Raw genomic sequence first — 4422 nt, forward strand, 5'->3', positions numbered from 1 at the left:
ATTCTCGAAGGCCACCTTGGCCAGGTGCACCCACTTGCCCTTCTTCATCCACGCCACGTTGCGCGGCGGGATCTGCGGCAGGGCGACGAAGGCCGCGCCGGTGTCGCCGAAATCGGCCAGGCAGATGGTGTTCCAGGTCGCGTGGTGGGACGGTTCCTGGCCATCGAGCAGTTCGCGGATGTTGTGCGCCGTGGCTGTGACCATGGACTCGATCATGTAGCCTGTCTTGGGGGTGCCGCAGGGGATGGGGGTGGCCTCCACCGGCGGAATGGCCACACACACGCCGATGCTGAAGATGTTCTTGAACTTGGGGTTGCGCTGGTGTTCGTCGATGGTAATGAAGCCGCGAGGATTGGTTAGGCCTTCGATGCCGAACACCGCGTCCACACCCTTGAAGGCCGGCAGCATCATGCTGTGCTTGAAGGGCAGCACGTGTTCCTTGATCGGCTGGCCCTGGTCGTTGTGTTCGGTCACGAACATCTGGCCGGCTTCCACCTTGGTGGTCTTGGCGTTGCAGATCCACTTGATGTGGCGCTGGCGCATGGCCGATTCGAGCATGCCCTTGGAGTCGCCCACACCGCCCAGACCGAGGTGACCGATGTAGGGCTCGGGTGTCACGTAGGTCATGGGCACCCGGTCGCGGATCTTGCGCTTGCGAAGGTCGGTGTCCATGATCATCGCGAACTCGTAGGCCGGCCCGAAGCAGGAGGCGCCTTGCACCGCACCGACCACGATGGGACCCGGGTCCTGGACAAAGCTGTCCCAGGCCGTCTTGGCGGTTTCGGCGTGGCCGACGTGGCAGACCGACTGCGTGTGACCGCCGTGCGGACCCAGGCCTTCGATCTCGTCAAACGCCAGCTTGGGGCCGGTGGCGATGACCAGGTAGTCGTAGTCCACCCGGCGGCCGTCGTCCAGCTCGACCTGGTTGGCCTCCGGGTGCACGCGTTTGGCGCGCTGGATGATGGACGCGATGCCCTTGCGCTGGAGGGCTGGTGCGATGTCCACCTCGATGTCGCTGCGTTTGCGCCAGTCCACCGCCACCCAAGGGTTGGACGGGACAAAGTGGAACTTGGGCGCGTCGCTGATGACGGTGACCGTGTCACCGGCGCGGGCCAGCGCCTTCATTTCGTAGGCCATGGGCATGCCGCCGATGCCGGCGCCCAGAATGACGATGTGTGCCATGAGAGTCTCCGTGGGAATGGGATGACCCGATCATGGATGCCCCTGGGGGTATGTGGTTTGACAAAAATCAAACCGGGACCGGGGGAAAACCCGGCCCGGTGGCGGCCCGGTCAGAGCCCCAGCGCGCGCAGATCCAGCAGGCCGCCCTGCACCGGCGGGCACCAGAAGTAGGCGCCGGTCTGCGGTTCGGAAAAGGTGAACAGCGCGTCGGTGATGCCGTCTTCGGCGCCCGACATGCGGCGCAGCTGGGCCTCGAACGCGTCGAACGAATGGCCGAAGGCGGCGAATACCAAGCCGCCTTCGTTGCCTTCGGCCCAGGGCATGGAGCGGCGCAGCACGAAGGCTTCGGGGTCGAAACTTTCCTGCGCCGTGCGTTTGACGTGGGCCGAAGCGGGCGCGTCGTCCAGTTCCTCGTTGCTCTCGCGTTCGCGGCCGATGGTGTGGTCCTGCTGGTGCCTGGGCATGGCCTCGAAACGGCTCATGTGGTGGCACCAGCGCTGCACCGCCACAAAGCTGCTGCCGGCCAGAGCGCCGGCGCTCTCGGGCAGCAGGGCCACGGTCAGCGCATCGTCGCCCTGCGGGTTTTCGGTGCCGTCCTCGTAGCCGGTCAGGTCCTTGCCGTGGTCGTGGTTGAAGGCGTCGGTGATGTCGGCCACGTCGAACTCGGGGGCCAGCAGGGTTTGCAGGTGCCGGCTGCGAATGAGCAGATCGCCCCGGTCGGTGCCGCGCAGCCAGACCAGCAGGTCGGTGGGCGTGGCGGGCAGCTTGATGCGCGCGCCTTCGATGCCCGTGAAGGTCTTGAGGCCCGGGATCTGGGCACCGAGTTCGCGCACCAGCGAGGCGCCCAGGCCCACCACGGTGGCTTTGCCATCGGCCTGGCTGGCCAGGCGCTGAAGCACGGTGCGCGGATCGGCCCCCACGCGCTGCTGGCAGCTGAGGTAGCGGCCGTGGGCGGGAATGGGGTCGAGGATGCCCGGCTGGGCAAGGTCGGCAAGGCTCATCAGGGGCTCCGGTCGTAAAGGTGCAGGTCCCAGGAGCCGTGAGCTTCCGGGGTGTTCCGACTGAATTTACCAGCCAGCCCTTGCCGGCTTCACGACCCGGATCAGGTGGCCGCTTCCAGCCCGTTGCGGAAGTGTTCCTGCATGCGCTGGCGCGTCAGGCCGGCATCGCGCGCGAGCAGGGCGGCCATCACCGCGCGGTGCTCGGCCAGCGATTCGTTGATCCGTCCGGTCTTGAACAACGAGTTGTGGCGGTTGAGCTTCATGACCTTGCGCAGGTCGGCCACCATCTGCTCGCGCCAGCGGTTGTCGGCCATTTCCAGCAGGCGCATGTGGAACTGCTCGTTGACGGCAAAGAAGCGGTCGCGATCGGCCAGGGCGGCTTCCAGGCTGGCGTGCAGGGCCTGCAGCTCGGCGCGCTGGACGTCGCTGGCGCGCTCGGCCACCACGCCGGCGGCGTCGGATTCGAGCAGCGACAGCAGGTGGTAGACGTCGGCCAGGTCTTTCTCGGACACTTCGGTGACGTAGGCGCCCCGGCGCACTTTCATGGTCACCAGGCCTTCGGCTGCGAGCACCTTCAGCGCTTCGCGCAGCGGGGTGCGGATGATGCCGTATTCCTCGGCCAGCTTGAGTTCGTCGATCCAGCTGCCCGGCTCCAGCTCGCGCTGGAAGATGCGCTGGCGCAGCAGCTCAGCGACTTCTTCGTACAGGGCGCGGGGGGCGAGGGAGAGGGCGGACATCAATGCAAGTGAGTGGGAGGGCTGCGAGCGGCGATTGTAAGGCCGCCGGAATATTTTGCATCAATAATTATGAATGATGTAAACTGCAGCGCCTTTTCTGTTGCATCCCCACCCCGCACCGCGAGCCCGTTGCCATGAGCCAGAAACCGACCGAATTCGCCCCCGCCAACCTCGAAGCCTGGAACAAGGCAGCCCAGAAATCCGCGCCCGGTGGCGACGTCAACGCACTGAACTGGATCACGCCCGACGGCATCAGCGTCAAGCCGCTGTACACGGCCGAAGACACCAAGGACCTGCCGTACACCAACACGCTGCCGGGTTTCGAGCCCTACATCCGCGGCCCGCAGGCCACCATGTACGCGGTGCGTCCCTGGACCATCCGCCAGTACGCCGGCTTCTCCACCGCCGAAGAATCGAACGCTTTCTACCGCAAGGCGCTGGCCGCCGGCGGGCAGGGCGTGTCGGTGGCTTTTGACCTGGCCACCCACCGCGGCTACGACAGCGACCACCCGCGCGTGACCGGCGACGTGGGCAAGGCCGGTGTGGCCATCGACTCGGTGGAGGACATGAAGATCCTCTTCAACGAGATCCCGCTGGACAAGGTCAGCGTCTCGATGACCATGAACGGCGCCGTGCTGCCGGTGCTGGCCGGCTACGTGGTCGCGGCCGAAGAGCAGGGCGTCTCGCAAGACAAACTGAGCGGAACCATCCAGAACGACATCCTCAAGGAGTTCATGGTCCGCAACACCTACATCTACCCGCCCGAACCGTCGATGAAGATCATCGGCGACATCATCGAGTACACGGCCAAGCACATGCCGAAGTTCAACTCGATCTCGATCTCGGGCTACCACATGCAGGAAGCCGGCGCCAACCAGGCGCTGGAGATGGCCTTCACCCTGGCCGACGGCAAGGAATATGTGAAGACCGCCATCGCCAAGGGCATGGACGTGGACGACTTCGCAGGTCGCCTGTCCTTCTTCTGGGCGGTAGGCATGAACTTCTACCTGGAGATCGCCAAGATGCGTGCGGCCCGCCTGCTGTGGTGCCGCATCATGAAAGGCTTTGATGCCAAAAAACCCAAGAGCCTGATGCTGCGCACGCACAGCCAGACCTCGGGCTGGTCGCTGACCGAGCAGGACCCGTACAACAACGTGGTGCGCACCACCATCGAAGCCATGGCGGCCGTGTTCGGTGGCACCCAGTCGCTGCACACCAACAGCTTAGACGAGGCGATCGCGCTGCCGACCGAGTTCAGCGCCCGCATCGCGCGCAACACGCAGCTGATCATCCAGGAAGAGACGCACATCACCTGCGTGGTCGACCCCTGGGCCGGCTCGTACATGATGGAGTCGCTGACGCAGGAAATGGCCGACAAGGCCTGGGCCATCATCGAAGAAGTGGATGCCATGGGCGGCATGACCAAGGCCGTGGACAGCGGCTGGGCCAAGCTCAAGATCGAAGCCGCTGCGGCGGAAAAGCAAGCGCGGATCGACTCGGGC

4 protein-coding genes are annotated in these 4422 nt (G+C 65.3%); 1 reads left to right on the forward strand and 3 read right to left on the reverse strand.

What is annotated here, in order from left to right:
• The 3 genes from ACR2JA_RS12805 to ACR2JA_RS12815 form a co-directional block, all read right to left on the reverse strand.
• Positions 1–1182: NAD(P)/FAD-dependent oxidoreductase (locus ACR2JA_RS12805; RefSeq protein ID WP_434009467.1), on the reverse strand; the 1182-nt coding region annotated here is incomplete at its 3' end.
• A 110-nt stretch (positions 1183–1292) separates the two neighbouring features.
• The gene (locus tag ACR2JA_RS12810) at positions 1293–2183 is read right to left on the reverse strand and encodes a Dyp-type peroxidase (RefSeq protein WP_434009468.1); all 891 of its coding nucleotides are present in this window, start codon (positions 2181–2183) and stop codon (positions 1293–1295) included.
• A 101-nt stretch (positions 2184–2284) separates the two neighbouring features.
• Positions 2285–2920 carry a GntR family transcriptional regulator gene (locus ACR2JA_RS12815; protein WP_434009469.1) on the reverse strand — a complete coding sequence of 212 codons (636 nt, stop codon included), beginning with the start codon at positions 2918–2920 and terminating at the stop codon, positions 2285–2287.
• Positions 2921–3054: 134 nt separating this feature from the next.
• Here ACR2JA_RS12815 and scpA point away from each other — a divergent pair.
• The coding region (gene scpA / locus ACR2JA_RS12820; RefSeq protein ID WP_434009470.1) for a methylmalonyl-CoA mutase at positions 3055–4422 on the forward strand (1368 nt) is incomplete at its 3' end.

Source organism: Hydrogenophaga sp. (assembly GCF_051007235.1).
In the GTDB taxonomy this organism is placed as follows: Bacteria; Pseudomonadota; Gammaproteobacteria; order Burkholderiales; family Burkholderiaceae_C; genus Hydrogenophaga.

What these genes read in the sequence shown, in the direction of transcription:
- ACR2JA_RS12810 (WP_434009468.1), bottom strand. Translation starts at nt 2,183, where the DNA reads ATGAGCCTTGCCGACCTTGCCCAGCCGGGCATCCTCGACCCCATTCCC.
- ACR2JA_RS12815 (WP_434009469.1), bottom strand. Translation starts at nt 2,920, where the DNA reads ATGTCCGCCCTCTCCCTCGCCCCCCGCGCCCTGTACGAAGAAGTCGCT.